The sequence below is a fragment of the Amycolatopsis palatopharyngis genome, from assembly GCF_003385185.1.
GTDB lineage: Bacteria > Actinomycetota > Actinomycetes > Mycobacteriales > Pseudonocardiaceae > Amycolatopsis > Amycolatopsis palatopharyngis.
Genome location: NZ_PQHZ01000032.1, coordinates 1 through 26613, shown reverse-complemented (window position 1 = coordinate 26613; position 26613 = coordinate 1). Strand labels below are relative to the sequence as shown.

At 69.6% G+C, this 26613-nt stretch carries 27 protein-coding genes; 21 read left to right on the top strand and 6 right to left on the bottom strand.

Annotated elements, in window-relative coordinates; all coding sequences use genetic code 11:
• Nucleotides 1–7 precede the first annotated feature (7 nt).
• Together D0C15_RS22345 and D0C15_RS22340 are read left to right on the top strand one after the other, a co-directional pair.
• Nucleotides 8–1162, top strand: coding sequence for a glycosyltransferase family 4 protein (locus tag D0C15_RS22345; protein ID WP_116048973.1), 1155 nt, complete (start codon nt 8–10; stop codon nt 1160–1162).
• Nucleotides 1159–1674: an NUDIX hydrolase gene (locus tag D0C15_RS22340; protein ID WP_116048864.1), complete on the top strand. Its 516-nt coding sequence runs from the start codon at nt 1159–1161 to the stop codon at nt 1672–1674. Before D0C15_RS22345 ends, D0C15_RS22340 begins: the two co-directional genes overlap by 4 nt.
• Before the next feature lie 185 nt (nt 1675–1859).
• Here the strand turns inward: D0C15_RS22340 and D0C15_RS22335 are convergent, their stop codons facing one another.
• Complete coding sequence (locus D0C15_RS22335) at nt 1860–3980, bottom strand: elongation factor G-like protein EF-G2 (protein WP_116048861.1); 2121 nt, start codon at nt 3978–3980, stop codon at nt 1860–1862.
• 337 nt (nt 3981–4317) lie between these two features.
• On the opposite strand from D0C15_RS22335, the gene D0C15_RS35140 reads away from it, so the two are divergent.
• Nucleotides 4318–4749: a hypothetical protein gene (locus tag D0C15_RS35140; protein ID WP_245976121.1), complete on the top strand. Its 432-nt coding sequence runs from the start codon at nt 4318–4320 to the stop codon at nt 4747–4749.
• Between the two features lie 268 nt (nt 4750–5017).
• Nucleotides 5018–5932, top strand: a complete 915-nt coding sequence (gene pdxS, locus D0C15_RS22325) for a pyridoxal 5'-phosphate synthase lyase subunit PdxS (RefSeq protein ID WP_116048858.1) — start codon at nt 5018–5020, stop codon at nt 5930–5932.
• Between the two features lie 65 nt (nt 5933–5997).
• On the opposite strand, the gene D0C15_RS22320 is transcribed toward pdxS, so the two are convergent.
• Nucleotides 5998–6564: a helix-turn-helix domain-containing protein gene (locus D0C15_RS22320; RefSeq protein WP_116048853.1), complete on the bottom strand. Its 567-nt coding sequence runs from the start codon at nt 6562–6564 to the stop codon at nt 5998–6000.
• 67 nt (nt 6565–6631) lie between these two features.
• On the opposite strand from D0C15_RS22320, the gene D0C15_RS22315 reads away from it, so the two are divergent.
• On the top strand, nt 6632–7336 hold the full coding sequence (locus D0C15_RS22315; RefSeq protein ID WP_116048850.1) for an AzlC family ABC transporter permease: 705 nt from the start codon (nt 6632–6634) through the stop codon (nt 7334–7336).
• Complete coding sequence (locus tag D0C15_RS22310; protein WP_116048847.1) at nt 7333–7659, top strand: AzlD domain-containing protein; 327 nt, start codon at nt 7333–7335, stop codon at nt 7657–7659. Before D0C15_RS22315 ends, D0C15_RS22310 begins: the two co-directional genes overlap by 4 nt.
• 47 nt (nt 7660–7706) lie before the next feature.
• On the opposite strand, the gene D0C15_RS22305 is transcribed toward D0C15_RS22310, so the two are convergent.
• On the bottom strand, nt 7707–8183 hold the full coding sequence (locus D0C15_RS22305) for an Lrp/AsnC family transcriptional regulator (protein WP_116048845.1): 477 nt from the start codon (nt 8181–8183) through the stop codon (nt 7707–7709).
• A 115-nt stretch (nt 8184–8298) separates the two neighbouring features.
• On the opposite strand from D0C15_RS22305, the gene D0C15_RS22300 reads away from it, so the two are divergent.
• The 13 genes from D0C15_RS22300 (at nt 8299) to D0C15_RS22240 (ending at nt 21927) form a co-directional block, all read left to right on the top strand.
• Entirely contained in the window at nt 8299–9456 is a 1158-nt protein-coding gene (locus tag D0C15_RS22300; protein WP_116048970.1) for a trans-sulfuration enzyme family protein, read from the top strand.
• Between the two features lie 78 nt (nt 9457–9534).
• The gene (gene pdxT / locus D0C15_RS22295; protein ID WP_211323298.1) at nt 9535–10155 is read left to right on the top strand and encodes a pyridoxal 5'-phosphate synthase glutaminase subunit PdxT; all 621 of its coding nucleotides are present in this window, start codon (nt 9535–9537) and stop codon (nt 10153–10155) included.
• A gap of 59 nt (nt 10156–10214) precedes the next feature.
• The gene (locus tag D0C15_RS22290) at nt 10215–10964 is read left to right on the top strand and encodes a YebC/PmpR family DNA-binding transcriptional regulator (protein WP_116048843.1); all 750 of its coding nucleotides are present in this window, start codon (nt 10215–10217) and stop codon (nt 10962–10964) included.
• A 123-nt stretch (nt 10965–11087) separates the two neighbouring features.
• Nucleotides 11088–11612 carry a DUF4262 domain-containing protein gene (locus D0C15_RS22285; RefSeq protein ID WP_116048841.1) on the top strand — a complete coding sequence of 175 codons (525 nt, stop codon included), beginning with the start codon at nt 11088–11090 and terminating at the stop codon, nt 11610–11612.
• A gap of 275 nt (nt 11613–11887) precedes the next feature.
• Entirely contained in the window at nt 11888–12514 is a 627-nt protein-coding gene (ruvC, locus tag D0C15_RS22280; RefSeq protein ID WP_116048838.1) for a crossover junction endodeoxyribonuclease RuvC, read from the top strand.
• Nucleotides 12511–13131 (top strand): Holliday junction branch migration protein RuvA, encoded by a 621-nt coding sequence (gene ruvA / locus D0C15_RS22275; RefSeq protein ID WP_116048836.1) that lies wholly within the window; start codon nt 12511–12513, stop codon nt 13129–13131. The genes ruvC and ruvA overlap by 4 nt, the downstream gene beginning before the upstream one ends.
• 24 nt (nt 13132–13155) lie before the next feature.
• The gene (ruvB, locus tag D0C15_RS22270) at nt 13156–14244 is read left to right on the top strand and encodes a Holliday junction branch migration DNA helicase RuvB (protein WP_116048833.1); all 1089 of its coding nucleotides are present in this window, start codon (nt 13156–13158) and stop codon (nt 14242–14244) included.
• A gap of 164 nt (nt 14245–14408) precedes the next feature.
• A complete protein-coding gene (yajC, locus tag D0C15_RS22265; RefSeq protein ID WP_116048830.1) occupies nt 14409–14834 on the top strand; it encodes a preprotein translocase subunit YajC in 426 nt (141 codons plus the stop codon).
• 168 nt (nt 14835–15002) lie between these two features.
• On the top strand, nt 15003–16748 hold the full coding sequence (gene secD, locus D0C15_RS22260; RefSeq protein ID WP_116048827.1) for a protein translocase subunit SecD: 1746 nt from the start codon (nt 15003–15005) through the stop codon (nt 16746–16748).
• 1 nt (nt 16749) lies between these two features.
• Nucleotides 16750–18006 (top strand): protein translocase subunit SecF, encoded by a 1257-nt coding sequence (gene secF, locus D0C15_RS22255; RefSeq protein ID WP_245976119.1) that lies wholly within the window; start codon nt 16750–16752, stop codon nt 18004–18006.
• A 45-nt stretch (nt 18007–18051) separates the two neighbouring features.
• Nucleotides 18052–18570 (top strand): adenine phosphoribosyltransferase, encoded by a 519-nt coding sequence (locus D0C15_RS22250; RefSeq protein WP_116048962.1) that lies wholly within the window; start codon nt 18052–18054, stop codon nt 18568–18570.
• Between the two features lie 189 nt (nt 18571–18759).
• A complete protein-coding gene (locus D0C15_RS22245; protein ID WP_116048824.1) occupies nt 18760–21117 on the top strand; it encodes a RelA/SpoT family protein in 2358 nt (785 codons plus the stop codon).
• A gap of 30 nt (nt 21118–21147) precedes the next feature.
• Nucleotides 21148–21927, top strand: a complete 780-nt coding sequence (locus D0C15_RS22240; protein WP_116048822.1) for an enoyl-CoA hydratase/isomerase family protein — start codon at nt 21148–21150, stop codon at nt 21925–21927.
• Between the two features lie 30 nt (nt 21928–21957).
• Here the strand turns inward: D0C15_RS22240 and D0C15_RS22235 are convergent, their stop codons facing one another.
• Nucleotides 21958–22749: an aminotransferase class IV family protein gene (locus tag D0C15_RS22235; protein ID WP_116048819.1), complete on the bottom strand. Its 792-nt coding sequence runs from the start codon at nt 22747–22749 to the stop codon at nt 21958–21960.
• A gap of 29 nt (nt 22750–22778) precedes the next feature.
• Complete coding sequence (locus tag D0C15_RS22230) at nt 22779–23639, bottom strand: peptidylprolyl isomerase (RefSeq protein WP_116048816.1); 861 nt, start codon at nt 23637–23639, stop codon at nt 22779–22781.
• A gap of 295 nt (nt 23640–23934) precedes the next feature.
• On the opposite strand from D0C15_RS22230, the gene D0C15_RS22225 reads away from it, so the two are divergent.
• Both D0C15_RS22225 and D0C15_RS22220 read left to right on the top strand, forming a co-directional pair.
• Nucleotides 23935–24603 (top strand): MBL fold metallo-hydrolase, encoded by a 669-nt coding sequence (locus tag D0C15_RS22225; RefSeq protein WP_116048813.1) that lies wholly within the window; start codon nt 23935–23937, stop codon nt 24601–24603.
• 88 nt (nt 24604–24691) lie between these two features.
• Entirely contained in the window at nt 24692–25363 is a 672-nt protein-coding gene (locus D0C15_RS22220; protein ID WP_116048959.1) for a hypothetical protein, read from the top strand.
• A 27-nt stretch (nt 25364–25390) separates the two neighbouring features.
• On the opposite strand, the gene D0C15_RS22215 is transcribed toward D0C15_RS22220, so the two are convergent.
• The coding region (locus tag D0C15_RS22215) for a YibE/F family protein (RefSeq protein WP_245976117.1) at nt 25391–26613 on the bottom strand (1223 nt) is incomplete at its 5' end.

Here is a 26613-nt window from a genome sequence, read left to right as displayed (position 1 = left end):
ACGAGCCCTGCGCATCGGCATCGTCTGTCCGTACTCGTTCGACGTTCCGGGTGGCGTGCAGGGGCATGTGGTCGACCTCGCCAAGGCGTTGCTGGCCAGGGGACACATAGTCTCCGTGCTGGCCCCCGCCGACGACGAGTCCGGGCTGCCGGATTTCGTGCATCCGGCGGGGCGGGCGCTGGGCATCCCCTACAACGGCTCGGTGGCCCGCCTGCAGTTCGGTCCGCTGTCCTATGCGCGCGTCCGGCGCTGGCTGCGCGACAACGCCTTCGACGTGCTGCATCTGCACGAGCCCGCGGCCCCGAGCCTGTCACTGCTCGCGCTGAAGATCGCCGACGGGCCGATAGTCGCGACCTTCCACACCTCGACGCCGCGTTCGCGCACGCTGTCGGCGTTCCAGCCGGTCCTGCGCCCCCTGCTGGAGAAGGTGACCGCTCGGATCGCGGTGTCCGTCCTCGCGAGGCGGGTCCAGGTCGAGCATCTCGGCGGCGATGCAGTGGAGATCCCGAACGGGGTGAACACGGAGTTCTTCGCGCGTGCCGAACCCCTCGAGGGCTACCCCCGCACCGGGGGCACCGTCGGATTCATCGGCCGGTTCACCGAGCCACGCAAGGGAATGCCGATCCTGCTCGACGCGATGCGCAGACTGCTGCCCGAGCGCCCTGAAGTGCGCCTGCTGGTGGTCGGCGGGGGTGAGACCGAGTCCCTGCTGCGGCAGGCGGGACCGGAACTGGCGGGGCGGATCGACCTGCTCGGGCAGGTCGACGACGAGACCAAGGCCAGGGCGCTGCGCAGTGTGGACGTGTACTGCGCGCCCAACACCGGTGGCGAGAGCTTCGGGATGATCCTGACCGAGGCCATGGCGGCGCAGGCTCCGGTCGTGGCCAGTGACCTCGACTCCTTCCGCCGGGTGCTCGACGACGGCAGGGCGGGTGTGCTGTTCCCGACCGGGGACGCCGAGGGGCTGGCGGACCGGCTCGGTGCTGTCCTGGACGATGCCGAGCGGCGCACCGCGCTGTCGGCTGCCGGTCGCGAGCGCGTGGCGATGTTCGACTGGGGCGGGTTGGTCGTGCAGGTGCTGCGCGTCTACGAGACCGCGATAGCCGCCGACCCCCGCAGGGTCGTCGCGTTGCCCGCCGACCAGCCGGTGACCGGCCGATGAGCACCGTGCTGCTGATTGTCGCCATCGCGGCGGCGCTGGTGGTTGTCGGCGGGTTGTGGCTGGTGGCCACCGCCAACCGGCTCGACCGGTTACATGTGCGCACCGACGCGGCCTGGGCCGCGCTGGACGCGGCGCTGGCCCGCAGGGCGGTGGTGGCGCGAGCCGTCGCCGCCGCGGCGCTGCCCGGGCCGGAGGCGGACGAGTTGCGAGCCGCGGCGGGCGGCGCCGAGTCCGCACCTCGGCCCGAGCGCGAGGTGGAAGAGAACCGGTTGACGGCTTTGTTGGCGCGGGTGAACAGACGCGCGCTGCCCACGGCGCTGGCCGAAGAGCTGGTCGACGCCGAACAGCGCGTGGTCATCGCGCGGCGGGTGCACAACGACGCCATCAGGGACACCCTCGCGCTGCGTCGCAGGCGCAAGGTGCGCTACTTCAAGCTGGCGGGCACCGCGGCCCAACCGGACTACTTCGAAATCGCCGAGCCCGAGTTCGACGGCCCCGAACCCCCCGGCTGACCACCCAAGCTCTCGCACTTTCCCGGGAAAGTGCGGGCCCAGAACTGCCGATCGCAGGTCGGTGGCTCGAGCTCTCGCACTTTCCCGGGAAAGTGCGCGGCCGGAAACTCCCGATCCCAGGTCGGTGGCTTGGGCTCTCGCGCTTTCCCGGGAAAGTGCGAGTTGGGGGCGTGGAGGGCGGGGGGTCAGCCGGCGTGCGCGTTCTGCGGCGCCGGGTCGTAGCGGGCGTGCCGCCTGGTGAACGTCGCCGTACCGGACGTGAGCGAACGCAGATCGACGGCGTAGCGCAGGAGTTCGGTACTGGGCACCTCTGCCCGCACCACAGACCGGCCACCTTCGTCGGCCTCGGTGCCGAGCACCCTGCCCCTGCGGGCCGAGAGGTCACCGAGCACGGAGCCGAGGTACTCGTCGGGAAGCCACACCGACACCTCGTCCACGGGCTCCAGCACCTGGACGGCGCCATCCGCGGCCGCGTCCTTCAGCGCGAGCGAGGCCGCGGTCTGGAACGCGGCGTCGGAGGAGTCGACGCTGTGTGCCTTGCCGTCCAGCAGAGTCACCCGGACGTCGATCACCGGATGCCCTTCCTCGTCCAACCCCTTCGCGAGCTGGGCCCGGACTCCCTTCTCGACGCTCGGGATGAACTGGTGCGGTACCGCGCCTCCCACCACACGGTCGGCGAACTCTATCCCCGTTCCGCGTGGCAGCGGCTCGACCTCGATGTCGCACACCGCGTACTGGCCGTGTCCGCCGGACTGCTTGACGTGCCTGCCATGCCCGTGGGCGCCGCGGGCGAACGTCGTGCGCAGGCTCGTCCGGACGGGTTCGGTCTCCACCTCGGCCCCGCCCGCCCGCAGCCGGGAGAGCACCACGTCGGAATGTGCCTCACCCATGCACCACAACACGAGCTGATTCGTCTCGGCGTTGCGTTCCAGGCGCAGGGTGGGATCGCCTGCGACGAGGCGGGCCAGGTTGCGCGCGAGGGCGTCCTCGTCGCTGCGGGTCCGTGCCGCGACCGCCACCGGCAGCAGCGGCTCCGGCATCGGCCACGGGCGCATGAGTAGCGGCCGTTCCGGGGCGGACACGGTGTCCCCCGTCTCCGCCGAACCGATCTTGGTCAGCGCGCAGAGATCGCCTGCCACGCAATGCGGTACCTCGCGCAGGATCGCGCCGAGCGGGGAGTACAGATGCGCCACACGCTCGTCGGCGTCGTGGTCCTCGTGTCCGCGTTCGGCCAGCCCGTGCCCGGAGACGTGCACCGGCCGTTCCGGGCGCAGGGTTCCGGAGAACACCCTGACCAGCGAAACGCGCCCGACGTAGGAGTCCACCGCCGTGCGCACGACCTCGGCCGCGAGTGGGCCGTCCGGGTCGGGGCGCAGCGTGCCCTGTGGCTCACCATCGGGCGAGGTGACCTCGGGTAGCGCGTGCTCCAGCGGCGAGGGAAAGGCCCTGACGATCCCGTCGAGCACCTCCGCGAGCCCGACACCGGTCACCGCGCACACCGGGATCACCGGATGGAAAGATCCCCGCGCCACCGCGGTCTCCAGATCGGCGATGAGGGTGCTCTCGGAAATGTCCTCGCCCCCCAGGTAGCGCTCCATGAGGGTTTCGTCCTCGCTCTCGGCGATGATGCCCTCGATCAACTCGTCGCGGGCGCCGGTCAGCCGCTCCAGGTCCTCCGGCACGGGTTCCCGTACCTGCGGCGGGTGCCCGTCGGAGTAGTCGAAGAAGCGCTGCGTGATCAACCCGATCAGGCCAGTGCGGCCACCCCCCGCGGGCAGATACAGCGGGAGGACGCCGGTTCCGAAGGCCGACCGGCAGGCGGCGACCTCGGCCTCGGGGTCCGCCCTCGGATGATCGAGCCGGGATACGACAACGGCACGCGGCATCCTGACGGTGGCGCACTCCTGCCACAGCGCGACCGTCGCGGCGTCCACGCCCTCACCCGCGCTCACCACGAACAGTGCGGCGTCGGCGGCCCGCAGTCCGGCGCGCAGTTCACCGACGAAATCGGCGTATCCGGGGGTATCGATGAGGTTTATCTTGATGTCACCTCGGACGAGCGGGGCGACCGAAAGGCCCACCGAACGCTGCTGGCGCACCGCGGCGGGGTCGTGGTCGCAGACGGTCGTCCCGTCCACGACCGACCCCACTCTGTTCACCGCCCCCGATGCGGCGAGCAGGGCCTCGGTGAGGGTGGTCTTGCCCGCCCCGGAAGGCCCGACCAGCACGACATTGCGAACCTTGCCCGGCTCCGTCACGGCGATCGCGGCGGGAGTGCCGGCGTTCCTCGGTTGTCTGTCCGCCATCGCTGGCCTCCTCGCACCGTGTTGGATGCTGTGCCCTCGATCACACACCTCATCGGGGGCAGTGGGCAAGTGCGTCCACCCGGCGGCGCGACAGACGGTTGCGCACAACGCTAGGTTCCGCGGCCGGAAACGTCAGGTGGGGTGAGGGGCGATGCTCGAACTTCGGTTCTCGGCACAGGACGTCGCGCTTACCCGGTTCGCGCGACCGGCACCGAGACCAACTCGGGTACGGCAACGAGCGCGGTGCAGCATGCCGGCGAGTGAGGCGAGGATTCTGGGAGGTGGTGGCCAGCGTCCGTGTCCTCCTCGCACCCGGCGACCACGCGCTGCACCTGCCGTGGGTCAAACGCACCCGGTCCGCGCTCGCGGAGTCCGGGCTCGACATCGGACTGCTCGCCGAACTGGTGGGTGCGCCGGGCCGCGGCCTACCCCGCACACCCCGGTCGCGGAACTGGCCGACGAACTCGAACTCCTGCGTACGGCCGCACCGGAGTACGTCCGGGCCGAACTGGATTCGGTCGTGCCCGCTCCTCGTCGTTGGGCGGAGGCGGACTCGTTGCACCGGGATCCCGAGGGCGGGCTCGACCTGCTGGCTCACCTCGTGCGGGACTACTGGGAGCTGGCAATCGCGCCGCACTGGCCCCGTATTCGAGCGCTGTGGGAGACGGGCGGGCCGCGGGTGCCGGGGGCGCTGGCCGCTCTCGTCGGCCGGGGGGCCGGGGAGAGCGATCCTGCTCACTCAACTGGACGTCCCGGCCTCCACCACTGAACTCGCCGCCCGTACCGGCCTGACCCGGGAGGGGTCTCCCAGCACTTTGCGGTACTTCGGGCATCGGGCCTGGTCAGCGGCTATCGCCTTGGTCGCAGTGTGCTCTACTCGCGCACCGCGATCGCCGACGGACTGCTGGGGTCAGGTCCGGAGAACCACTGAGTGGCACCCCGAGTGGACTGCTGAGATTGCCGCTTACTGGCCTGGATGAGCGGTCCACGTGAGCCTACGCTGGTGGAGTAACCCGTTCACGTTGAAAGGTCCCTCAGTGTCTGACGCCCAGTTCACCAGTTCCGCCCCGGCCGAGACCGGTACCGCACGGGTCAAGCGCGGTATGGCCGAGATGCTCAAGGGTGGCGTGATCATGGACGTGGTCGACGCCGAGCAGGCGAAGATCGCCGAGGACGCCGGCGCGGTCGCGGTGATGGCGCTCGAGCGAGTGCCCGCCGACATTCGCGCCCAGGGCGGCGTGGCCCGGATGAGTGACCCCGACCTGATCGACGGGATCATCTCCTCGGTCTCCATCCCGGTGATGGCCAAGGCCCGGATCGGGCACTTCGTCGAGGCCCAGGTGCTGCAGTCCCTCGGGGTCGACTACGTAGACGAGTCCGAGGTGCTGACCCCAGCCGACTTCGCCAACCACATCGACAAGTGGGCTTTCACCGTGCCGTTCGTCTGCGGCGCGACAAACCTCGGCGAGGCGCTGCGGCGGATCAACGAAGGTGCCGCGATGATCCGGTCGAAGGGCGAGGCCGGCACTGGCGACGTCTCCAACGCGACCACGCATATGCGCAAGATCCGCGCGGAGCTGCGCAGGCTGTCCTCGCTGCCGGAGGACGAGCTCTACGTCGCCGCGAAGGAGCTGCAGGCGCCCTATGAGCTGGTCAAGGAGGTCGCCGCGAAGGGCAAGCTCCCGGTCGTGCTGTTCACCGCGGGTGGCATCGCCACCCCGGCCGACGCCGCGATGATGATGCAGCTCGGCGCCGAGGGCGTGTTCGTCGGCTCCGGCATCTTCAAGTCCGGCAACCCAGCCCAGCGTGCCGAGGCGATCGTGAAGGCCACGACCTTCCACGACGACCCGGACGTGCTCGCCAAGGTCTCCCGTGGTCTCGGTGAGGCCATGGTCGGCATCAACGTCGACGACGTGCCCGAGCCGCACCGGCTCGCCGAGCGCGGCTGGTAGTCACCGCGTCCGACCGGCCGGTGCGCCGAACTCCACGACGAGTTCGGCGCACCGGCCGGCGCCGTTCACACGTGTTCGGACACCAGCACCGCGACGGTGCCTGGTTCGAGCGCGTCGAATACGTGGGCCACGTCGCCCGGATAGGCGATGTAGTCGCCCGGTGCCAGCTCGACCGGATCGTCGGTCACGCCCACCCGTGCGCTACCACTGGTGAGGATGACGTGCTCGACGACCCCCGGCATATGCGGATCCGACTCCCGGGGCGAGCCGGGTTCGGCGGAGATCAGGTACAGGTCCCGTCGCGCGTTCGGCGGGCACGAGGCGAGCAGCGTCGCGATGTAGTCGGACCGTTCCGCGGCGAAGGTCGGCCCTTCGCCCCTGCGGATCACCTGTACGCGCGGGCGCGGCGGATCCACCAGCCGGGCGAACGGGACGTCCAGCGCCACGCTGAGCGCCCACAGGGTTTCCACACTGGGGTTGCCCGTCGCGGACTCCAGCTGCGAGAGCGTGGACTTCGCGATTCCCGCTCTGCGTGCCACCTCGGTGAGTGAGAGGTGCGCGCGGTTGCGCTCACGGCGCAGTGACTCCGCGATCACGGCCAGCGGAGCCCCGCCTCGCGCCGAATCGGTCATCGTTCGCTCCATAAGTCGTTCTGTTCGGCTTGACGAACACGGGTCAGATTGTTCATTATAGAAGTCGATGCGTTCGTTATGGAGAACCTTAGACCGCGAGCTGGCCCGCGACATAGGCCTGGTGTGTCTCGCCGACGGCCTCGTCGGCGTCTCGTTCGGTGCCATCGCGGTGAGCTCCGGCTTCCCGATGTGGCTGCCCATGCTCCTGTCGCTGCTCGTCTTCGCGGGGGCGTCCCAGTTCATGTTCGTCGGCATCGTGGCCTCCGGCGGCAATCCGATCGCCGCGGTACTGGCGGGCCTGCTGGTCAACGCACGGCACGTGCCGTTCGGCTTCGCGGTCGGTGACGTCCTCGGGCGTGGCTGGGCGCGGCGGATGGCCGGCTCACATCTGATGATCGACGAGACCGTCGCGTTCGCGCTCGCCCAGCAGGAGGCGGACCGTCGCAGGGCCGCGTACTGGGCGTGCGGAATCGGATTGTTCGTGTGCTGGAACATCGGCGTCGCGATCGGCGGCGTAGGCGGTGCCGCGGTGACCGATCCCGGTGTCTTCGGCCTGGACGCCGCCTTCCCCGCCGTGCTCCTGGCGTTGCTGCTGCCCTCGCTGCGTGACCCGGCCGCCCTGCGGGCCGCCCTGGCCGGAGTGGCGATCGCGCTGGCGACGGCGCCGTTTCTTCCCGCCGGCCTGCCGGTGCTGCTCGCTCTCGCCGGGATGCTGGCCGGTCTCGGCAGGAAGGACGCGGACACCGGCCCGAAACAGGAGGTCCCCGCATGATCACCGATCCGATCGTCCTGGTGGCCTCGACCCTGGTGCTCGCCGTGGGCACGTTCGCGTTCCGGGTCGCGGGCCCCGTGTTGCGCGCAAGGGTGCGGATCTCGGACAGGACTCAGCGACTGGTCGCGACGTCCGCGGTGGTGCTGCTGGCGGCCCTGGTGGCCACATCGGCGCTGATGGAGGGCGCCGAGTTCGCCGGTGTCGCCCGGCCGGCAGGCGTCGCCGTCGGTGGATTGCTGGCCTGGCGAAAGGCGCCGTTCGTGCTGATCGTGATCGCCGCGGCCGGGACGGCGGCCGGCCTGCGCCTGCTCGGCGTTCCCTGATCCGGCCGACGAGGTCCCGCTGTCGAGGCGGCAGGGCGTCAGGCGGGTCAGTGCTTTGCGGTGAACTCGGGAGTCGGTGGGACCTGCGCCTTCCTGCGATGCTCGAAGATCAGGTTCGTGTGCAACTGGGCGACCTCCGGCCTGCTGGTGAAGGCATCCAGCACGAGCCGCTGGAGGTGGGCCGCGTCGCTGACCGCGACGTGCACGAGGAAGTCGTCGGGACCGGCGACGTGGGATACCGAGACGGTCTCCGGCAGTTCGAGTACGTAGTCCATGAACGGCAGCACCATCGCCCTGGTGTGCGGCCGCACCCGTACCGCGATCACCGCCTGCAGCGGCCTGCCCAGCGCCCGCAGGTCCACCTCGGCCCGATAGCCGGTGATCACGCCTCGGTCCCGTAGCGCACGGTGGCGAACCAGGCAGGTCGAAGGGGCGACGTTCACCTGGGCGGCCAGGTCCTTGTTCGGCAGCCGAGCGTCATTCTGCAGGGCGGTCACAATCTCGACGTCCACCGCATCGAACATGGTTGTTTCCCCAATCTCCGAAGATAATGCGGCATCTATGGACCGCTGCCGTTTTCGGTGCAGGATTTTCTTGTTCCGGCGAACAAGGAGGATAGCGGTGAGCAGTCTCGACGGCATGCGGACGCGAGCGGTACACGGTGGCAGGCAGGACCTGGGGGACCTGGGTGTGCACGCCCCGCCGATCGATCTCTCCACCACGTACCCGATTCCGGACCACGCACTCGGCGGCGAGGCGCTCGGTGCATGGGCCGAGGGTGCCGCCGACGCCGCTTCCCCGGTGTACGCCAGGCTGCACAACCCGACGGTCGCCCGTTTCGAGCGTGCCCTGGCCGAACTCGAGGGCACCGACGACTCTGTCGCGTTCGCCAGCGGAATGGCCGCGGTCACCGCGGTCGTGCAGGCCGCCTGCCTGATGGCGGACAAGCGACATGTCGTCGCCGTCCGGCCGCTCTACGGCGGCACCGACCACCTGCTGGTCACCGGCCTGCTCGGCACCGAGACCAGTTACGTCCGCGCCGACGAGGTCGCCTCGGCCGTGCGCCCCGACACCGGCCTGGTCGTGCTGGAGACACCGGCGAACCCGAACCTGGACCTCGTCGACATCGCCGGCGTCGTCCGGCAGGCGGGTGATGTGCCGGTGCTGGTCGACAACACGTTCGCGACTCCGGTGCTGCAGAACCCGGCCGCGCACGGCGCCGCCTACGTGCTGCACTCCGGTACCAAGTACCTGGGCGGGCACGGGGACGTGCTCGGCGGCGTGGTGGCCTGCGCTGCCCGGCTCGCGGCCCCGTTGCGGCAGGTGCGCATCCTCACCGGTGCCGTTCTGCATCCGCTCGGCGGCTACCTGCTGCATCGTGGGCTCGCGACCCTGCCGCTGCGGGTCGAGGCGGCGCAGCGGACGGCGGCCGAGCTGGCCGCTCGCCTCGAAGCGCATCCCGCGGTCCTGCGGGTCCGCTATCCCGGCCTGAACCGCGAAGAGGACGTACGAGGTGTGCTCGGCGCCCAGCTGCGCGGAACCGGGGCGATGCTGGCCTTCGAGCCCGCGGGGGACCCGAACATCGTGGTGGGCAAGCTCGGGCTGATCACGCCGGCGGTCAGCCTGGGCTCGGTGGACACGCTGATCGAGCATCCCGCCGCGCTCACCCACCGGCTGGTCGGTCCCGAGGCCAGGCAGGCGAGCGGTGTCCCGGAGTCCCTGCTGCGGCTCTCGGCGGGTCTCGAGGACGTGGACGACCTGTGGAGTGACCTCGATCAGGCGTTGCGGGCCGCATGAGGGCACCGCCCCACGGCCGCGCCACACAGCACCTCGGTATGCTTGACCTGCGCAATCGTTGAGAAGGCAGGTGGCAGGGTGTCCCAGGCGCAGCCGTTGGTCGGCGTGCTCGCACTGCAGGGCGACGTGCGGGAGCACGCCGCCATGCTGGAGCACGCCGGAGCCAGGGTGCTTCCGGTCCGTCGCCCCGCGGAACTGTCCGAAGTGGACGGGCTGGTGCTGCCGGGCGGCGAGTCGACCACCATGTCGCGGCTGCTCGAGTCGTTCGAGCTGCTGGAGCCGCTGCGCGAGCGGATCGGCGAGGGGATGCCGACCTTCGGCTCCTGCGCCGGGATGATCCTGCTCGCCAAACAGGCCCTGGACGGTCGTCCGGACCAGCGCCAGCTCGACGGCCTGGACATCGTCGTGCGTCGCAACGCGTTCGGCAGGCAGGTGGACTCCTTCGAGGGTGACCTGCAGTTCGACGGTATCGACGGCGACCCGTTGCACGCGGTTTTCATCCGTGCTCCCTGGGTGGAGAAGACCGGTGACGGCGTCGAGGTGCTCGCCCGAGTGCCGGATACGGCGGACGCCGGGGACGCGGCCGCTAGGATCGTCGCGGTACGGCAGGCGGCGGTGCTCGCCACCGCCTTCCATCCGGAGATCACCGGCGACGAGCGGGTGCACCGGTTGTTCGTGCGCATGGTGCGGGACGCGTAACACTGTCGGGCCGGGGGCGATCATGTTCCGGCCGGACGCATCGACGAGATGGAGGAGAGATGAGCGGCCACTCCAAGTGGGCCACCACGAAGCACAAGAAGGCCGCCATCGACGCCAAGCGGGGCAAGCTGTTCGCGAGGCTGATCAAGAACATCGAGGTCGCCGCGCGAACCGGCGGTGGCGATCCGGAGGGCAATCCCACGCTCTTCGACGCGATCCAGAAGGCGAAGCGGAACTCGGTGCCGCAGGACAACATCGAGCGGGCGCGCAAGCGCGGCGCCGGTGAGGAAGCCGGCGGCGCCGACTGGCAGACGATCATGTACGAGGGCTACGGCCCGAACGGTGTGGCCGTGCTGATCGAGTGCCTGACCGACAACAAGAACCGTGCGGCAGGCGAGGTCAGGACCGCGTTGACACGGAACAACGGCACATTGGCCGATCCGGGTTCGGTGGCGTATCTGTTCAACCGCAAGGGCGTCGTCATCATGCCGAAGAACGATCTCGCCGAGGACGACGTGCTGCTGGCGGTGCTGGACGCGGGTGCGGAGGAGGTGAACGATCTCGGAGAGAGCTTCGAGATCGTCTCCGAGGCTACCGACCTCGTCGACGTCCGTAGCGCGCTGCAGGAGGCGGGGTACGACTACGAGTCGGCCGACGCCAGCTTCCTGCCCTCGGTCAACGTGCCGCTGGACGCCGATGGTGCCAAGAAGGTCTTCAAGCTGATCGACGCCCTCGAGGACTGCGACGACGTGCAGAACGTGTACGCGAATTTTGACGTTTCCGACGAGGTGCTGGCCGAGGTCGGCTGAGTACGAACTGGTGCGTGCGCCGGGAGATTTTCCTTGCAAGGGAGGATTTCCCGGCGCGTACCACCCTCGTTTCGAGTAGGGCTTCGTGCAGGGCACTGTGCGTGTGCGACCCGATACGGCACAATGTCCGCCGTGACGACGGAAGCCGCTCCTGCCATCAGTGAAGAAGAACTCCGCGAGTGGATCGTCGCCCAGGGCGAACAGCGGGGTAATGCCGTTATCTCGGTTCCCGCTGACGACGCCGGCTCGGGGTACAGCTTCACCGTGTGCGCCTGGGCGTTGCACGAAGTGCCTGAGGCGGTCGTGGTGGGCTTGCCCAGCGAGATCGCCTCGGTACTGCTCGACGCCTACGTCGATCGTGCGGCTGCGGGCGAGCGGTTCGAGTGCGGCAAACTCTACGAGAACTTTTTCGAGGGTGTGCCACTGACGTTCGAACGGGTCGCGAAGGGCCACTATCCCGAGTTCTTCGGCAGCGCCTTCCTCGTGTATCCCGACGGGGACTTTCCCGCGTTGCAGATCATCGTCGCCACCCCGGACGGGCAGTGGCCGTGGGCCGCCGACGCTCCCGACGGGTTCGCCGAATGGCAGCCCGTGCTCACCGTCAGTGGCAAGCCGGAGAGCTGGACTCCCGGGCACGACGGCCCCTGACTATCCACAACGGACTGTCTCGGCGTTCCGGCCGTCCCGGCCGTCCTCACCCGAGTCCTCGCGGGGCCTCACCCGAGTCCTCGCACTTTCCCGGGAAAGTGCGAGGCGGCGCCGCCCGCGTCCCAGGTCCTGGGCCCCACCCAGCGCACTTTCCCGGGAAAGCGCGCGTCCGGCGAGTCCTGAACGGCGTGACGGCCCGCCGCCGGTAGGCTCCCACCTCGAACTGGTGTTCGGGGTCGGTTCGATCCGGCGGTCGCGGCGATAGAGGTGGTCAGGTGCGAGTACTCGGCGTCGATCCGGGGCTCACGCGGTGCGGGCTCGGCGTTGTCGACGGCGGCACGGGACGTTCGGTCAGCTGCGTAGCCGTCGACGTCGTCCGCACCCCGGCGGACGCTGACCTGGCCGTCCGGCTGCTCCGGATCGCGGAGGGCGTCGAGGAATGGCTCGACACCTACAAGCCACAGGCCGTCGCGGTCGAGCGGGTGTTCAGTCAGCACAACGTGCGCACGGTGATGGGCACGGCGCAGACCGGGGGCGTCGTGGCGCTCGCCGCCGCACGTCGCGGTCTGCCGGTCGTCTTCCACACCCCAAGCGAGGTCAAGGCCGCCGTCACCGGCTCGGGGCGGGCGGACAAGGCCCAGGTCACCATCATGGTGACCCGCCTGCTCAAACTCGCGCAGGCGCCCACTCCCGCCGACGCTGCCGACGCGCTGGCACTGGCGATCTGTCACCTGTGGCGCGAGCCGATGCGCGCCCGCGTGGCCGACGCGGAGGCGAGGGCCGCCGAGCTGGCGCGTAAGCACAAGGCAAGACTGGCCGCGGCCGCGCGTGCCGCCGCGCCTCGCGGCACAGGCTCGGCCAGGGCGAATACCGCAACCAAGAGAACGGGAACGACGCGATGATCTCCTCGGTACGAGGCGAGGTGCTCTCCGTCGGCCTGGACCACGTGGTGGTCGAGGTCGGCGGGGTGGGAATGGCCGTGCAGGCCACCCCGGCGACGCTGGCGACCCTGCGCCGTGGTGAGCAGATCCGGCTGCACACCGCGCTCGTGGTCCGGGAGGACTCGCTGACGCTGTTCGGGTTCGCCGATGCCGAGGCCAGGGAGCTGTTCGGCCTGCTGCAGACCGTGTCCGGTATCGGTCCTCGCATCGCGCTCGCCGCGCTGGCGGTACTCGAGCCCGACAAGCTCCGTACCGCGCTCGCCGAGGGCAACATCACCGTGCTCACCCAGGTTCCGGGAATCGGCCGCAAGGGCGCCGAACGGCTCACCCTGGAGCTCAGGGACAAGGTCACCGCCGTGGGTGGTGGCGAACCGTCAGATACGGCCGCGGCTGGTATCGCTGGCGCGGCCACCGGCGTCGCCGCGATACGGGCCGAGGTGGTCGAGGCACTGCTCGGGCTCGGCTTTCCGGCTAAACAGGCGGAACAGGCGGTGGAGGCGGTACTCGCCGAACACGCCGACGGCACGACCTCCACGGTGCTTCGCGCCGCACTCACCACCCTCGGGCGCAAGCGATGAGGTCACGGCGTGCACGATGACCCGATGACCGAGTTCGACCACGCCGAGTTCGACGAAACGCCGTCCGAGGAGGCGCTCTCGGCGCTGCCGCAGACCGGTGAACGCGAGGTCGAGACCACCTTGCGGCCGCGCAAGCTGGGTGAGTTCGTCGGCCAGCCCCGGGTCCGTGAACAGCTCGAACTGGTGCTGGAAAGTGCCAGGATGCGCGGGGTACCGCCGGACCACGTACTGCTGTCCGGCCCACCCGGCCTCGGCAAGACCAGTCTCGCGATGATCATCGCAGCGGAACTCGACGCCGCCATCCGGATCACCTCGGGGCCGGCACTGGAACGCGCTGGTGATCTCGCGGCGATGCTGTCCAACCTCGTCGAGGGGGACGTGCTTTTCATCGACGAGATCCATCGCATCGCCCGGCCCGCCGAGGAGATGCTGTACCTGGCGATGGAGGATTTCCGCGTCGACGTCGTCGTCGGCAAGGGGCCGGGTGCCACCAGCATTCCGCTGGAGATCGCGCCGTTCACCCTGGTCGGCGCGACCACCCGGTCCGGCGCGCTGACCGGGCCCCTGCGCGACCGGTTCGGCTTCACCGGGCAGATGGAGTTCTACACGGCAGACGAACTGGAACTGGTGGTGCGCCGCGCGGCGGGTCTGCTCGACATTCGCATCGAGGACGAGGGTGCGGTGGAGATCGCCCGCAGGTCACGAGGGACCCCGCGGATCGCCAACCGTCTGCTGCGCCGGGTGCGCGACTACGCGCAGGTGCGGGCGGACGGAGTCGCGACCAGAACGGTCGTCCGTGCCGCGCTGGAGGTGTACGACGTCGACGAGCTCGGCCTCGACCGGCTGGACCGCGCGGTGCTCACCGCGCTGGTGCGCTCGTTCGGCGGTGGGCCCGTCGGCGTGTCCACTCTCGCCGTGGCCGTGGGGGAGGAGACCACCACGGTTGAGGAGGTGTGCGAGCCGTACCTGGTTCGCGCCGGTATGCTCGCCCGCACTCCCCGCGGCCGGGTCGCCACCGCGTCGGCGTGGGAGCATCTAGGGCTCGCGCCGCCTGCGGGCGGGGTGGCCGACCTGGGGCGGGCCGAACAACTCGGACCGAGCCTCTTCGACTGAGGGTCCGGCCAGGCGGTTTGGCCGGACGGCACGAGTACCACGTCGTGGGCCACACCGCGGCACCGGTGCTGGCTTTCTCAGTGGTACCTGGCACACTCGATAAAGCACATCCACACAAACCGGGCGTGAGGCGAGGCAACGCGGCGTCCGTCGAATGGAGAATCATGGAAGGCCTTTTCCTCCCGCTGCTGCTGATGCTGGTCGTCGCAGTACCGCTCATCATGGGTACTCGGAAGCAGAAGAGGGCGGCCCAGCAGCAGCAGGAGCTGCAGAGCAGCTTGGCCGATGGCGACCGGGTGATGACGACATCGGGTATGTACGCCACGGTCGCGGACGCCAGTGACGAGACCACGATCGACCTCGAGATCGCCGACGGCGTCATCACCACGTGGCTGCGCCAGGCGGTGCGCGAGAAGATCGAGCCGATCGTCGAGACCGACGGCGAGGACGGCGAGGACGCCGAACTGACCGCCGCCGAGGCGAGCGACTCGGACAGTGCCGACGGTGCCGAAAGCGATGACCGGGCCGAGGACGCGCGGTCCAAGGAAGGTGCACAGGTCGCGCCTCCGTTGGAGCACGGCAAGAAGTAACACCGCGGGCGTCCGTCCCAGGGCAGATCCTGGGCCCAACGCCGGGTTCACGCAGCACCGAGTACTGTCTCGGTGCTGCGTGTGTGTCGGCGGTCTCATGAGGGCGCGACGGGCACCAGCGGCACCGCCCTATCAGCTGAAGACCCAGTTCGAGGAGAACGACCGACCGTGGCACCTCCGGCCGGGCAGATCCGCCCGGGACGCTATCTCGCCTTCTTCGTCCTCATCGTCATCGTGCTTTACGCACTGGTGTTCTTCACCGGCGGTGGTAAGCCGACGCCCAAGCTGGGCATCGACCTGCAGGGCGGCACCAGGGTCATCCTGACCGCGCGTACCCCGGACGGCGCCGAGCCTTCCCGGGAATCGCTGAACCAGGCTCGTCAGATCATCGAGACCCGGGTCAACGGCATCGGCGTGAGCGGTGCGGAGGTCGTTCTCGACGGCAGCAACGTCGTCATCACCGTTCCCGGTGAAGAGGGCGAGCAGGCGAAGAACCTGGGCCGGACCGCGAAGCTGCATTTCCGCGAGGTGATCCAGGCCGTGCCCGCCGCGCCTCCGCAGGCGGTACCGCCCGGTGGTGAGAACGCGGGCGAGGGAGCAGGACAGGAGTCCGGTGCGCCGCCGAGCGGGGAGCAACAGCCCAGCGGTGAGCAGCAGCCGGAACAGTCCGGCGGTGGTGGTGCTCCGGGTGCCGCGCCGCAACAGGACCAGCCCGCTCCCGAGCCGGGGGGGGACGACGGCCCGGCAGTCGACCAGCAGACCGCCGACGAGATCAAGGCGGCCAAGGAGCTCCGGCAGAACCCGGCGCTGGTCGCGGAGAACCCCGACGACCCCGCCGCGGCGGCCGCCGCCCAGCAGGCTCAGCAGCAGGCGCTGGCCGCGCTGCAGTGTTCCAGCCAGGACCCGTTGCGCGGGAACGACGATCCGCAGTTGCCGCTGGTGGCGTGCAACGAGGACGGCACCGAGAAGTACGTACTCGCCCCCAGCTTCCTGCCTGGTGAACAGGTCGAGGACGCTTCGTCGGGGTACGACCAGCAGCGGGGCGGCTGGGTCGTCAACCTCTCGTTCAAGGACCAGGGCACCAAGACCTGGGCCGATTTCACCTCTCAGCACGTCGGCGACAGGGCCGCCTTCGTGCTGGACACCCAGGTGGTGTCCGCGCCGAACATCCAGGTCGCGATCCTGGACGGCAACACACAGATCAGCGGGCAGTTCACCCAGTCCGAGGCGAAGCAGCTCGCGGACGTGCTCAAGTACGGCTCGCTCCCGCTGTCGTTCGTGTCCTCCGACGCCACCACGGTGTCGGCGACACTGGGCCTGGCCTCGCTCGAGGCCGGGCTGATCGCGGGCGCCGTCGGTATCGCCCTCGTCTTCATCTACTGCCTCTTCTACTACCGCATCCTCGGCGTGCTGACGGTGCTCTCGCTGGCCCTGTCGGGGCTCATCGTGTACTCGGTGCTGGTCCTGCTGGGGCGCTGGATCGGGTTCACCCTCGACCTCGCGGGGGTCGCCGGATTCATCATCGCGATCGGTATCACCGCGGACTCGTTCGTCGTCTACTTCGAACGGCTCAAGGACGAGATGCGGGAGGGCAGGACCTTCCGGTCCGCGGTCTCGCGGGGCTGGATCCGCGCCAGACGGACCATCCTCGCCTCGGACGCGGTGCTGTTCCTTGCCGCGGCCGTGCTTTACGCCCTCGCGGTCGGCGAGGTCCAGGGATTCGCGTTCACCCTGGGCATGTCCACCGTGCTGGACCTGATCGTGGTCTTCCTGGTGACCCACCCGCTGGTGGTACTTGTGTCGAAGTCCAAGAAGCTGTCCAGCCCGAAGCTGTCCGGCCTCGGCGCGGTGCAGCGGATCGGCGCGGGCAAGCGGTCGACCCGCCGTGTCGGCGCGGCCGTGAAGGAGGCGTGACGTGGCTGACGTGAACGGCACCGGGAGTGACGTGAAGACCGGGCAGAAGACCAGCATTCGCCACCGCCTGTACACGGGCACGGGCGCCTTCGACATCGTCGGCGCGCGCAAGAAGTGGTACATCGTGTTCGCCCTGCTCATCGCGGTGTGCATCGGATCGATCGGGATCAAGGGCTTCAACCTCGGCATCGAGTTCGAGGGCGGGACCCAGATCCAGATGCCCGCGCAGGGCGCGGAGGGACCCATCTCCGAGGACGACGCGAAGGAAGTATTCGGCGACGCCCTGGGTGAACCGGCTTCGGAGGCGCAGCTCGTCGGCGTCGGTGCCGCCGCGGCGGTGCAGATCCGCTCGAACACCCTGGACGCGGCCCAGGTCGCGCAGGTCAAGCAGGCGTTGTTCGAGCAGTTCCAGCCGCTCGGAGCGAACGGTCAGCCGAGTGGCGATGTCATCTCCGACAGTGCGGTCAGCTCGTCCTGGGGTGAGGAGATCTCGGAGAAGGCGCTGATCGCGCTGCTGGTCTTCCTCGTTCTGGTGTCGATCTTCCTGGCGTTGTACTTCGAACGATGGATGGCCGTTGCGGCGCTCGTCGCACTCGTCCACGACATCGTGGTGACGGCCGGTGTGTACTCCCTGATCGGCTTCGAGGTGACTCCGGCGACGGTGATCGGCCTGCTGACGATTCTCGGGTTCTCCCTGTACGACACCGTGGTGGTCTTCGACAAGGTCAAGGAGAACACCAGGGGTCTGCTCGGCCTCACCCGCCGCACCTACGCCGAGGCCGCGAACCTCGCGCTGAACCAGACGTTGATGCGGTCCATCAACACCTCGATCATCGCGCTGTTGCCGGTGCTCGGGCTGATGGTCGTCGGTTACGTGCTGCTCGGGGTCGGCACCCTGCAGGACCTCGCGCTGGTGCAGATGACCGGCATGCTCGCCGGTGTGCTCTCCTCGCTGCTACTGGCCACGCCGCTGCTGGTGGATCTGAAGATGCGGGAACCGGCCTTCCAGCAGCAGGCGGCGAAGGTGCGCGACCGCCGCGCCAACGCGGCGCGCAGGACCGCGGAGCGGGGCGGCACGGATTCCGCCGAAGCCGACTCCGACGCCGATGACGACTTCGACGCGGGCGACGACGAGGCGCTCGCGAGCGAGCTGCGTAAGGAGAAGGCCTACGCCGCGGCGGCCAGTGTGCCAAATAGGACGCCCAAGGCCACCGAGCGCAGGAGCGGGGCCAAGCCGACCGGCAAGCGGAAGCGCTGACAGCGGCCCGTGGTGAAGCTGAACGACGCCGGGGTGGAGAAAACCATGCGGCTCGGCGATGCTCTCGACCTGATCGCCGCGGTCCCGGACTTTCCCGAGCCAGGGGTGCTGTTCCGGGACCTGTCGCCACTGTTCGGTTCCGCCCCTGCCTTCGCGGCGGTGGTCGACGCGCTCGGTGACACGCTCGATCCGGACGTGGATCTGCTGGCGGCTGTGGAGGCCCGCGGGTTCCTGCTGGCGGCCGCGCTCGGTTACGCGCGGGGGCTCGGTGTCGCGCTCGTGCGCAAACCGGGCAAACTGCCCTCCGTCGCCGGCCGGATCGACTACGAACTGGAGTACGGCACCGAGACACTCGAACTGCCCTCGGCGACGGTTCGTCAGGGACAACGGGTCGCTGTGATCGACGACGTGCTGGCCACCGGGGGTACGGCGGCCGCCGCCCGTGCGCTGCTGGACAAGGTGGGAGCGGTGGTCAGCGGAGTGTCGGTGGTGCTCGAACTCGACGGTCTCGGCGGCCGCGCCCGGCTGCCCGGCGTGCCGGTACACGCCCTGCGCACCCTCTGACGAGGTCTGACACGCCGTGCGGGGGTGGGCGCGGGGCTCCCTCGACGCCACCGTGAGCGGGTAGCCGACCCGCCGAACCGGTGCCTCGAGACGGGCTGTCGCGATCACCTGACCGCCCGTGCCGACGGCCCGACTCCACCGGGGTTAGGCTGGGTGTTTCAGACACCAGGTAACCAGCTGGAGGTGCGGGTGAGCCAAGAGCTCGATCCCGGGGCGCCTGCCCAGCCCGATTCGGACGGGCGCTCCGCCGTTCCAGCGCGTATCGCGCAGGTCGGCAGCGCCACCCGGGCACCATCGGCCACCCGGCGCGTACGTGCCCGCCTGGCTCGGCGGATCACCGCACAGCGTCCTGCGTCGGTGAAGCAGGTGCTGGAGCCGCTGGTCACCGTCCACCGCGAGCTGCACCCGAACGCCGACCTCGGCCTCCTGCAGCGGGCGTACGACGTGGCCGAGGAACTGCACCGCGAGCAGCGGCGCAAGTCCGGTGACCCGTACATCACCCACCCGCTCGCCGTCTCGACGATCCTGGCCGAACTCGGTATGGACACCACCACCCTGGTGGCGGCACTGCTGCACGACACCGTCGAGGACACCGGGTACTCGCTGGACAAGCTCAAGGCCGACTTCGGTGACAAGGTCGGCGAACTCGTCGACGGCGTCACCAAGCTGGACAAGGTCAAACTGGGCACCGCGGCCGAGGCGGAGACCATCCGCAAGATGGTGATCGCGATGGCCAGGGACCCCAGGGTGCTGGTGATCAAGCTCGCCGACCGGCTGCACAACATGCGCACCATGCGTTTCCTGCCGCCGGAGAAGCAGGCGCGCAAGGCGAAGGAGACCCTGGAGGTGCTCGCCCCGCTGGCGCACCGGCTGGGGATGGCCACGGTGAAGTGGGAGCTGGAGGATCTGGCCTTCGCGATCCTGCAGCCGAAGAAGTACGACGAGATCGTCCGGCTCGTCGCCGACCGGGCCCCGTCCCGCGACACCTACCTGCGCTGGGTCATCGGCGAACTGAACAGCCACCTCGGCGGCTCCCGGATCACCGCTAAGGTCGAAGGACGGCCCAAGCACTACTACTCGATCCACCAGAAGATGATCGTCCGCGGTCGCGACCTCGACGACATCCACGACCTGGTCGGCGTCCGCATCCTCGTCGAGGACCTGCGCGACTGCTACGCCGCCATGGGCGTCGTGCACGCCTTGTGGCAGCCGATGCCGGGCCGGTTCAAGGACTACATCGCCCAGCCGCGCTTCGGCGTCTACCAGTCGCTGCACACCACGGTCATCGGCCCGGACGGTAAGCCCCTCGAGGTGCAGATCCGCACCCACGAGATGCACCGCACGGCCGAGTACGGGATCGCCGCGCACTGGCGGTACAAGGAGAGCAGGGGCACCCACGGCAACAACCCGGCCAACGCCGTCGACGTCGACGAGATGGCCTGGATGCGCCAGCTGCTGGACTGGCAGCGAGAGGCGGCCGATCCGGGCGAGTTCCTCGAGTCGCTGCGCTACGAGCTGGCCAGCAGGGAGATCTTCGTCTTCACGCCGAAGGGCGACGTGATCACGCTTCCGGTGGACTCCACGCCCGTCGACTTCGCCTACGCCGTGCACACCGAGGTCGGTCACCGCTGCATCGGTGCGCGGGTCAACGGCAGACTGGTCGCGCTGGAGCGCAAGCTGGAGAACGGCGAGGTCGTCGAGGTCTTCACGTCGAAGGCCGAGGGCGCGGGCCCGTCCAGGGACTGGCTGTCCTTCGCCGGCTCGCCCAAGGCGCGGGCGAAGATCCGTCAGTGGTTCGCCAAGGAGCGCAGGGACGAGGCGATCGAGGCCGGCAAGGAGGCCATCACCAAGGAGGTCCGTAAGGTCGGGCTGCCCCTGCAGCGCCTGGTGTCGGCGAACTCGATGGGCGCGCTCGCCGCGGAACTGCGCTACACCGACATCAGCTCGCTCTACGCTGCGGTCGGGGAGGGCCACACCAGCGCGAAGCACGTGGTGCAGCGCCTTGTCGCCCTGATCGGTGGGGTCGAGGAGGCCGAGGAGGAGCTGGCCGAACGTTCCACCCCGTCCACCGTGAGCCGCCGCCGAGGCTCCGGCGACGTCGGTGTCGTCGTCAAGGGTGCCGGCGATGTGTGGGCCAAGCTGGCGCGGTGTTGCACACCGGTGCCTGGGGACGACATCCTGGGGTTCGTCACCAGGGGCGGTGGCGTCAGCGTGCACCGAGTCGACTGCACCAACGCGGGCGACCTGCAGACCCAGCCGGAGCGGCTGGTCGAGGTGGAGTGGGCCCCGTCGGAGTCCTCGGTGTTCCTGGTGGCGATCCAGGTGGAGGCGCTCGACCGGCACCGGCTGCTGTCCGATGTCACGAAGGTCCTCGCCGACGAGAAGGTGAACATCCTGTCCGCCTCGGTCACCACCTCGCGGGACCGCGTGGCCGTGAGCCGCTTCTCCTTCGAGATGGGCGATCCGAAGCATCTCGGGCACGTCCTCAAGGTCGTGCGCAACGTCGAGGGCGTGTACGACGTGTACCGGGTCACGTCCGCGTCCTGACGGCGCCACGGTGGCCGTACTGTGCCACCCATGACCGATGGGCTCGAATTCGTCCGGGACGGCGAGATCGCCAGGCTGACCTTCTCCCGTCCGGAGAAGATGAACGCGATCACACACGGCATGTGGTCGGCGATCGAGGAGATCGTCACTGAGGTAGAGGCCGACAGCGGCCTCACCGCGCTGATCATCACCGGTGCCGGAGCGAATTTCTCGGCAGGCGCGGACATCAGCGAGTTCCGGGACCTGCGTTCCTCCGCGGAGGGCGCCGCGACCTACGACAAGGCCGTGCATGCCGCCGTCGCCGCGCTCAGCGGGATGCGCAAGCCCAGCATCGCGATGATCCAGGGCAACTGCATCGGGGGCGGCTGCCAGGTCGCGGTGGCGTGCGACTTCCGGTTCGCCGAGGAGGGGTCCCGTTTCGGCATCACCCCGGCGAAGCTGGGGATCGTCTATGACTTCATCTCCACCCGGCAGCTGGTCTCGCTCGTCGGTCCTGCCCACGCGCGGTACTTCCTGCTGTCCGGGCAGCTGGTCGACTCGGCGAGGGCCAGGGAGATCGGCCTGGTCAACGACGTGGTCGCCAGCGGGACGCTGGAGGAGTCGACGATGAACTTCGCGGCCACCCTGAACTCGCGCTCGCAGGCCTCCATCCGCGGCATGAACCGGATCATCGAGAAGATCCAGGCCGGCCAGTCCGACAGCGACGAGGAGATCGAGCAGATCCGGCTGGACGCCATCCACGGTGAGGACTACGCGGAGGGGGTCGCCGCGTTCCTGGAGCGGCGCGCCCCGCGGTTCACCTATCGCTGAGCTCGGAGGTCACCGTTCCCAGCCGTCCGCTCAGATCACGTCCAACGGGTTCGTCTCGTAGGCCTGCACCAGTAGCCCGGTGAGGCCGGGGTCCACCGTCAGAACGGTGTCGTCGATCCCGGCGATCGGCCTGCCGGGGGTGCCCGAGTTGCAGAGAAACGCCGAGCGCTGATCGAGTGCGTCGGCCAGCGGGACCGGATGGGTCCGCGAGGGCACTCCGAGCCGGTCCAGCCCGCGGCGCAGCAGTTGCTGGGTGATGCCGTCCAGCATCGGTGCCTGTGGCCAGAGCACCCCGCTGCCGTCGAAGAAGCCCACGTTCCAGATCGAGGCTTCCGAGACGAGCCCCTCGTGGCTGACGAACAGGGCGTCGTCGAAACCGGCTAGCTTGGCGGCCCGGGCGTGGTGGATCAGCCCGAATGTGCCGACGTGCTTGACCTCGGGTGAGTCCCGCTCGTACCGGGCCGAGCGCAGCCGCAGGGCGTTGCCGCCGTACTCGCTCGGGGCCCGCAGTGTGATCAGGATGTCCGGCTCGACAGGCACGGTGGGATCGGGCCACGGGGCGGGCGAGACGACACTGACCCTGGCCGTCACCGCAGCCTCGCCCGCTACCGCGTGGCGCAGATACTCCCGTACCAGCGTGGTGTCGAGTTCGGTGCCGAACAGCTTCGGTGTGCTGTCCGCGAGCCGCTGCAGGTGCTCGGCCAGTCCGCGTACCGCCCCATCGCGTACCTGCATCGAGGTGAAGTGGCCGTAGTTCACCACGGCCGGGATCGCGAGCTGTTCCGCATTCGCGGGACGGCCGTTGACCTCGGTGCGATACATGGGCTACCTGCTGCCGCCGCCAGGCTCGGTCAGGAACCGATGGTCACGTCGGTGAACTCCACGGGGGTCTTCGGCGGGCCCGTACCGTCGCCGAGCGCCGACCCCTGGGAGTCGTCGATTCCGTCCCTGGCGACCTTGTCGAGTACTTCGAGACCGGCGTCGGAGATGCTGCCGAACACAGTGTAGTCCGGCGGCAGGCCGGCCGCGTCACCGTAGACCATGAAGAACTGGCTGCCGCCGCTGTTCGGTGTCTGCTTCTTGGCCATGGCGAGCACTCCCCGGCCGTAGCTCAGCTCAGGGAAGGCCTCGTCGGGGATGGTGTAGCCGGGACCGCCGGAGCCGTCGCCGTTGGGGTCGCCGCACTGCAGCATCTGCAGGCCCTGCGTCCCGAGCCGGTGGCACGAGGTGCCCGCGTAGTAGTCCTGCTCGGCCAGGCTGACGAAGCTGTGCACGGTGCACGGCGCGAGCGCGCGGTCCAGGGTCAGCGGGATGTCGCCCGCGGTCGTCTTGATCGTGGCCTCGACCTTGCCGCTGGCGGAGACGTCCTCGCCGGAGGGCACCTTCGCGTCCTTGGCGGCGGGCTGGGAGTCCTTGGGGAAGTCACAGGTCACCGGGTCGGCGAGCGGCTTCGGCCGCTCCGGCATCGGCGCCCGCTCTGTCGGGATCTCGACAGCCGGTTCCTCGTTGGCGGAGCTTTCGGGTGGCTGTGCGGCGGCGTCGTCGCTGTTCCTGGTCGCCAGGTAGAAGACGAGCCCGGCGACGATCACCACGGCGCCGACGGTGACGCCGACACCGACGATCTTGCGTCGCTTCGCTCGCTCCGCGCGCCGAGCCAGCTGTCGGTCGAGCTTGCGCTTCGCAGCCTCACGGCGCTGCTGGTTGGTCGCCACCGTGCCCTCCCGGATTCCCTCGATGTCCTCGTCCTCGGCGTCCTCGACGCCATGGCCTCACTCGCCGACGGGCCGCACCGCATCGGTCCGTCGTCGCACGTGGCCACTGGGCCGGCGAGCCGATCGCGGTGTCACCCGGCTGGGGTGCGGGCAGTCTATTGGCACCCCCTGTTAGGACTCGGTACAGGGGCGGTGTCGTCCTGCTCACCGGCGTCCGACGGGTGCGCATGGTGCGCCAGGATGCCCGCTAGGGTGAAGCGGCCGACGCTGGGCGACTACTCGAGGAGGCTTGCTGGTGCTCGTCATCGGATTCCCGTCCGGTGCCTTCCAGGCCAATTGCTACCTGGTCGCCCTCGGCGCGGGTGGGCAGTGCGTGATCGTGGATCCGGGCGAGGGGGCCGTTCCGGCGATCCAGGAGGCCTTGCGGGAGCACAGTTTGACGCCGGCCGGAGTTCTGGCCACACACGGGCACCTCGATCACGTCTGGTCCGCGGCGGAGGTGGCTGACGCCCATGAAGTCGCGGTCTGGATTCACCCCGCAGACCGGGGGCTGCTCGCCGACCCGCTCGCCGGGATAGGTCCGGAACTGGCCCAGGTTTTCGGTGACTCCGTGCCGTCGGCCGAGCCCGAGCGGGTCGCCGAACTCGGTGCCGCGCAGGTGGAACTCGCCGGCCTGCACATCGATGTCGACCACTGCCCGGGGCACACGCGGGGATCAGTCCTGTTCCGGCTGGTGACACCGGAGGGCGGCAAGCTGGCGTTCACGGGGGACACCCTGTTCGCGAGTGGTGTCGGGCGGACGGATCTGCCCGGCGGGGACCAGACCGCGCTTGAGGCCTCGCTGCGCAACCGGATTCTCCAGCTGGACGACGAGACCGTCGTCCTGCCGGGACACGGTCCGAGCACCACGATCGGCCGGGAACGGGCAGGCAACCCGTTTCTCACCGGAACGCGGGCGGGGTGACCGAACGCGAGGAATCCCGTTGTTCCCGCGACAGGTGAAGGTCGACTCACCCGGACTTCCGGGCGAAGTGAGGCAGGTCCAGCAACAGATGAACGAATCCACGAGCGAGCCGTCGGGGCCGACGCCCCCCGCGGAACCCGAGCGGCTCCCGCTGCACGGCGACAACGCGCAGGCACGGCGCCGCCGCGGCTACTCGGGGCTGGTCGGCGTGGTGATCTTCGCCGCGGCTTCGGGCGGCATCGTGGGACTGATCGGTGGCCAGGTGGCGGGGCTCGTCGCCGCGACCGTGATCGCGCTCCCGCTGCTGTACGTCGTGCTGTTCAACCTTCGCAGGCAGGTCTGGCTGGAGGGCAAATCCGTGCTCGTCCGGACCTGGCGTGTCCGGCGGATCGATCTCGTCGCGGCACAGCGGCTCGACCTGCTGGTCACCGACGTCCGAGGCACCCGGACGGTGGCGCTGCTGGTCAACGCGGGGCAGCGGGGCAAGGTCGTGAAGATCGATCTCGCGGTGTACTCCGGCACGGGTGGCCGGGAACTCGGTGTGCTCGTGCTGCGCAGGCTGGCCGACGCGCTGGCCAACAACGTGGAGGCCAACGGGATGGTGTTCGCCGAACTGCTGATCGCGCAACTGCGTTCGGAGGCGCGCGGGGACGGCGCCCCCGATCGGCCCCTCTACCGGCTGGCTTCGGCAGCTCCCTCGGGCAAACTCGCGCAACGCTTCACCATGGAGGCCGTCAGCCGGTTCGTGGCCAGTCTGTAGGCCGGGTCGAGGCCGCCGGTTCGCCGCCTAGTTCGGCGCGGGCATCTTCTCCCTGGTCGCGATCAGCGCGGCCAGCATCGTGGTGATCGGTACCGCGGCGATGATGCCGATGCTGCCGGCGAGGGTACGAACGATCTCCTGGGCGATGTCCTGTGCGCCAAGCACCGGTGCCAGGCCGACACCGGACAGTGCGGACACAAGCAGCACCGGCAGTGCGGCCCCCGCGTATGCCATCACCAGCGTGTTGACCGCGGAACCCACGTGGTCCCGCCCGATTCGCAGCCCCGCGCCGTAGAGTTCGCGCGCGGTCAGTGCCGGGTTGGCCCTGCGCAGTTCCCATACGGCGCTGGTCTGCGTGACGGTGACGTCGTCCAGTACACCGAGCGCACCGATGACGACCCCGGCCAGCAACAGGCCGCGCGCGTCGATTCCGTGCCCGAGCGAGGCGATCAGCACGGAGGTGTCCTCGTCGAGGCCGGTGAGTTTCGCGGCCGCGGAGAAGATGGCCGAGATCGCGCCGATGAGCGCGAGGCTGACCATCGTGCCCAGTACGGCCACCGACGTGCGCGCCGAGAGCCCGTGGGTCAGGTAGAGCGCGACGAACATGATCAGGCCGGCGCCGGCGATCGCGACAAGCAGGGGATTCTCGCCCGCGAGCACGGCGGGCAGGATGAAGAAGACGATCACCAGGAAGCTGAGGCCGAGGGCGACGAGCGCGGCGAGGCCACGCCACCGGCCGAGTGCGATCACCGCGGCGGCGAACAGCGCTGCCAGCAGCGCGAGCGGAAGCCCGCGCTGGAAGTCGCGTAGCTGATAGGACTCGGGGTCGGTGGGGTCCTCGCCGAAGAAGGACAACACCACCTCGTCGCCCACCGCGAACTGCGGCGTGCTCGGCTCGATCGGCATGACCTTGCGGATGACCTGCCCGGCGGCGGCCCCCTCGGTCATCCGGACGTCGACGGTGAGGCATTGGTCGGCCTCTCCGGCGGGCGGCTCGCCGACCTGCACCTGACCGGGCGCGAGACAACCGCCGCCCGCGGTGGCGGTGACCTCGCCAGAGACCGGCACACCGGAGGTCACCGCGCTTTCCGGCTCCGGAGCGCCCCATGGGTAGAGCAGGGCCACGCCCGCGACGGTCGCGATCGCGACCGGGACGAGCAGTGCGATCAGCAGGTTCCGCACGCGCCGGGAGACGGGATGGGCGGGCCCGTGCCCGTGTCCGTGCCCGTGGCCGTGGCCCGTCTCGGGGG